The sequence below is a fragment of the uncultured Fibrobacter sp. genome (genome assembly GCF_937877005.1).
Taxonomy (GTDB): Bacteria; Fibrobacterota; Fibrobacteria; order Fibrobacterales; family Fibrobacteraceae; genus Fibrobacter.
This window is the reverse complement of the sequence record NZ_CALEFV010000151.1, coordinates 1-4,810: the sequence shown is the minus strand read 5'-3', so window position 1 is coordinate 4,810 and position 4,810 is coordinate 1. Positions and strand designations below refer to the sequence as shown.

Annotated in this window: 5 protein-coding genes; 2 read left to right on the top strand and 3 right to left on the bottom strand. The window is 52.6% G+C overall.

The genetic code is table 11. The features are described from left to right. Nucleotides 1-1,068: DUF6371 domain-containing protein (locus tag Q0628_RS07230; RefSeq protein ID WP_298769585.1), on the bottom strand; the 1,068-nt coding region annotated here is incomplete at its 3' end. A gap of 150 nt (nucleotides 1,069-1,218) precedes the next feature. On the opposite strand from Q0628_RS07230, the gene Q0628_RS07225 reads away from it, so the two are divergent. Next, a complete protein-coding gene (locus tag Q0628_RS07225; RefSeq protein WP_366979081.1) occupies nucleotides 1,219-1,635 on the top strand; it encodes a hypothetical protein in 417 nt (138 codons plus the stop codon). On the opposite strand, the gene Q0628_RS15720 is transcribed toward Q0628_RS07225, so the two are convergent. Together Q0628_RS15720 and Q0628_RS07215 are read right to left on the bottom strand one after the other, a co-directional pair. Continuing rightward, nucleotides 1,593-1,805 carry a helix-turn-helix domain-containing protein gene (locus Q0628_RS15720; protein ID WP_366979079.1) on the bottom strand — a complete coding sequence of 71 codons (213 nt, stop codon included), beginning with the start codon at nucleotides 1,803-1,805 and terminating at the stop codon, nucleotides 1,593-1,595. The two genes, Q0628_RS07225 and Q0628_RS15720, sit on opposite strands and share 43 nt — an antisense overlap. A gap of 229 nt (nucleotides 1,806-2,034) precedes the next feature. Then, entirely contained in the window at nucleotides 2,035-3,171 is a 1,137-nt protein-coding gene (locus Q0628_RS07215) for a hypothetical protein (RefSeq protein ID WP_298769579.1), read from the bottom strand. A 347-nt stretch (nucleotides 3,172-3,518) separates the two neighbouring features. Between Q0628_RS07215 and Q0628_RS07210 the strand changes: the two genes are divergently transcribed. Beyond that, a complete protein-coding gene (locus Q0628_RS07210; protein ID WP_298769577.1) occupies nucleotides 3,519-4,685 on the top strand; it encodes an RNA-binding domain-containing protein in 1,167 nt (388 codons plus the stop codon). Nucleotides 4,686-4,810 lie beyond the last annotated feature (125 nt).

Here is a 4,810-nt window from a genome sequence, read left to right as displayed (position 1 = left end):
GTCCCAGAAACAGCGGATGCCCATGGAAAGGGTGTTGCCTTCGCGTTTGGTGCAGGAAAGACCGCTGGCAAATTCTTCATCAAGAATGATGAGCCGCTTGTCGTCCCTGTCGCGCAGGATTTCGTTGGGATTGTTCTTCTGTCGGCGCTCGCGTTCTTCATCGCTTTCGTCGCGCACAAAGTAGGCGAGGCCCTCGCCGGTAGAGAGTGGGCCTCCGCTTTCTCTGGCAGGCATGGGGAGTCGCCATTCATCGAGCTGGGCGCGGTAACAGTATTCGCGCCCGAAAAGTTTGGTCACAGGATGGCGTGACGTTCCCTTTCGCGCCTTGCTGGAATTGCCGCAGATGACAGCGAAAAGGCGTGGCGGATGAACGGTTTCTCCGACATAGATGTGCGGCCCCTTCTGTGGAGCGAGTCCGTAGATTTCGGCGCAGAAACGAACCAGTGCTGTGATGCAGACGGCGGCAGGATCGGCCTCGCTGTTGCGTGTGGCGAGCCGGACGAACTCACCGAGAAGTCCAGGACAGGCCTTCATGGAAAAGGTCGGCCAGGATTTCAGTGTGAGGTCTTCCGTTTCCAGCGGAGTGGATGAGGAGTCCGCGACGGCTGAAGAGGAAGTTTCAGCCTGCGATGGGAGGCCGCTTGGCAGATTAAGAGCCTGGGCGAAGTCCGCAGGCATGAGCGCGTGTTGCAGGCAGTCATGCAGGGAAAGCTCAGCCGGTTTTTCATCGGCAAGATCCCACGATTCAGGAAGAGAACGCGGCGGCAGAACGATGCGGACAGAGGCCGCTTTTCCATGCAGTATCTGGCTCCATTCAAGAGCGGCTTTGAAGCCGGGTTTGTCGTTGTCCGGCCAGATAACGATGTGGCGACCGCGAAGAGGAGAGGCGTCAGCTTTTCGCACAGCGTTGGAGCCTCCGCTCCAGGTGATGGGCGCGTATTCCGGGAAGAGGGCAAACGCCGCGTCAGAAGTCTTTTCTCCTTCCACCAGAAGAACGGGTGCGTCGGGCTTTTCGACAAGCGTAGGCAATCCGTAGAGCGGGCGCGGCTCAGGAAGAGCTTTCCACATCCAGCGGTGCTGACCGGCGGCATTGCGCCAGTAGCTGAGCGGCAGAACGATTTTGCCTCTGGGCGTTTCGAAGCGCACGGTGTAGGCAAGCGTTCTGTCTTTGGCATCGGAATATCGCCAGAACTGTGAGCCTCTTCCGTACTGCGGATGGTGAAACGGCGGAAGCGGAGCCTCTTCTGGAATGGGCAGTATGGGCGCGAACGAGGCAGGTTTCCGGCAGGGGCAGGAAGAGGAATTGAGAGCCGCGTGGCCGTAGCGGTCAAGGAGACGTTTTGCAGATTCGACTTGTCTAACTCCCCAGACGAGGGCGGCCAGCGCGATGATGTCGCTCCATGTTTCGCCGGTGGCGAAGTCACTGCCTATGCCGGTTTCGATATCGGTCTTGCAGGAGTTGCCTTCGCCGCCTTCCAGAGAAGCGCAGGAATATTCTTTGCCGTGCAGTCTTCCGCCGGGGAGCAGGTCGGCCACTATCTGGGCCAGCCTTGGCTGAAGACTGCTCTTCACGTCTTGAAAGATATTGGCCGTCATCGCTTGCTCCTGAGCTGGGGAGCAGTGTCGATGGTATGAACGGTCTGCGAGGAGAAGTACGCCTCAAGATCGTTGATGTCGTAGAGGACGCGACTGCCGATTTTGGAATACTTCGGCCCTTTCTTCCGGCAACGCCAGATTTCAAGCGTGTTGGGCTGAACGCCGAGGAACTTGGCCGCTTCAACGGTGGTGAGTTTCTGTGTGGGCATGGGAATCTCCTTTTTGTAGTGCTGGGTCAAACGCGATCCAGCCTGAGATTCCCCAATACGGCTCTATCAAACCGAATAAAATTTCTGCCCTTAGAAGAGGCGGAAGAAAACCTCGCTTTTCTAGCTGTGACGGACTTCGGTTTGTATTTTTTTCAATAAATACAAGTTGATATGTTTTGAAGTTTGATGAAGGAAATTAAGCTGATGAGGCTAGGTTGAGGGAGAAATCCTAGCTTTGGCGAGGTGCGCCTCCTCGGTTTATGAGTTCTTCCGGCATGTGCTCGCGGAACAGTTTGAGGTAGGCGGCGGGAACATCGCTGAGTCCGTGCTGGTCGGCCAGTTTCTTGTAGCGTTTCTGAAGCTGGTCTTTGGTGAGCGTATGCGGTGGCGTAATTTCGCGGGTGACTTCGCTGGCCAGCTCCACCAGCACGGCCATGTGGGCTTCGGCATTTTCCTGACGCTTTTTCAGCTTGCCTTCACGTCCGGCAGTGGCGGTGTATTTCTCCTTCTGCTCCTTGAGCTGGGAATGGAGATCGGCCAGCTTGCGCTCCAGCGCGATGACTTCGGCGGCTTTATCATCGGTGCCAGCTTCCCTGCTCCATCTGCGCCGGGCGTTTTCGAGAGCCTCCTGAACCTGAGCATAGTCACAGCAGAAGTAGGGCGAGCCGAGAGCGACGTGTGCCCGATGCGGCGAGAGGTGATACATATTAAAGGTAGGGTCTTTTCGGCAGGGGATATTTTCGCCGCCTCCTTCGGGAACTCCGCCGCCAGCGTAGTAGACATCGAGGCCGTAGAAGCGAATGGCGGCGATGGCTTCCCGGTGTGTCTGTACGCCGAAGAGATGCATGGTCTCACTGAGCCGGATAGCTTTCCGCAGAGTGACCCGCGAAAGGTAAGCCGTGCCATAGATGAGGATCTGGGAGAAGAAAAGGATGAGTCCCAGACTCACGGCAATGCAGAGGAAGAGCAGAAAGCCTGTGACGTAGATGGAATAGCTGCCGACAAGGAGCTTGTAGACAGCATAGACGCAGGCTGGCATGGCAAAGCCAAGTCCGCCCAGGATAAGCGCCGTCACCGACAGAAAGCGGACAAGATGGAGCGTCGATGGGGAAAGGCCGTGATGCTGGTTCTGGAGTTCTGGCATGGCGTACTCGCAGGTTGAAAATAAAGGCAGATCAAGCTCAGTATGACAGATTGCGAGCCCCGTGGGGAGGGGCGATTCTTTTAATTTTGCCGCTTTTTTTCGTATTTCGTAAAAAATTATCAAACTCCACCATACGGGATAAAAGAGGGCTTGAAGAGGGGCGAATTTTCCAAGTTTGGAATTTTTTTCCTGTGGGGATAAAGGTTGAAAAAGGTCGGTCAAAACTCATCATACGAGATAACACGCAGGCTGGGGATTGGCCGATTTACGTGAAATTGAAACTTTCTTGATGAAATTGAGGGAGACCAGTCGTCCCGAAAGCCAAAGAAAAAAGTCAGGATCGCCCGAAAAGGGGAAATCCTGACTTTCGAACTAGCCAGCTTACTAGCCAAGAACTAGTTATTTTGGACAGTAACTAGGTAAAATTGGTTAAAAGGTGGATTTTCTGGCTAGTAACTAGCCAAAACAACTAGCCAACTGTCTTTTTTTGAGCTAGTTACTAGGTAACAACTAGCTCAAAAGCTAGCCAGGGTGTTCAGTTCGGTTAGCTCATCCCTAAGGAATAGTTTATGACAATCGAAGAATTTCAGCAGCTTGTTATGCATCTTCGCCGCATAGGGACGGATACGCAAACTTGCGAAGTAAAGGAGTCTGTCGATAAGCTTCCTGCTTCGCTTGTCGAAACGCTTTCCGCTTTTTCCAACAGCGCTCTTGGCGGCACGATAATTCTAGGTCTTTCTGAAGAGAGCGGTTTTCTTCCGGTCGAAAGCTTTACGGCTGCCAGAATGCAGGATGCTCTTGTCTCGGCAGGCGAAAAGCTCACGCCAGTCGTCCGCCCCGAGATAGAAATTTTTCCTTTGGATGGGGTGGAAGTGCTTGTCGCGCAGGTCCTCCCTATGCCCATTGAGGATAAGCCCTGCTATATCACCGAGCGTGGGATGTATAGAGGCTCCTATATCCGTACTGGCGATGGGGATCATCGCCTTACCAAGTATGAAGTTGACAGGCTTGTTGAGGCTAACCGTCAGCCCCGTTGGGATGCTGAGCTAGTTGCAGATGCGAGTATGGATGACCTTGAGGAAAAGCTGGTACAGAAGGTTGTGGAGCGGCAGAAATTGCTTCATCCCAGAATCTTCGAGCATCTGTCGGAAACAGAGGTTCTTTCCAATCTTCGAATCATAGCCGATGACAATGGTACGCTTCGTCCAACGCTGGCCGGCCTTTTGGCCTTAGGTCACTATCCGCAGAAATATTTTCCTACCCTCGTTGTTACGTTTACTCGTTATCCTGACAGCAAGGGCGAAGGAAATCTGGATTCCCGTGACTATCGTTTTATCGACTCCCAAACGCTGGTCGGCGCTCTTCCCTATGTCATTGCTGATGCTGTAGAACTTGTTCGTAAACACATGAATATCGGTGCGGTCATCGAAGGCGCATTTCGTAAGGAGTTGCCGGACTATCCGCTCATTGCTGTTCGCGAGGCTGTTGCCAATGCTCTCCAGCACAGAGACTACTCCCATGAAGGTCGAGCCTCGGCTGTAAGTATCAATATGTATCCTGACAGGCTGGAGATACTGAATCCCGGCGGCCTTTATGGTCGCGTGACATTGGAAGATCTGGGTAAGCCAGGTATCACAGCAAGTCGTAACCAGTTTCTTTCTGCTATTCTTGAAACGACCCCCTATCTGGGAGAAGGATTTGTTGTTGAGTCTATTATATCATATTATAGCGCGTAATTGTGAATTTTTCTTCATTTTTCGCATAAAATTTTAAAAAACGATTGACAAATGTTAGAAAATGCTGTATTATATATTAGATTTGAGAATTATTCTCATTTTGGAGGTAAAAAATGACCTACAAT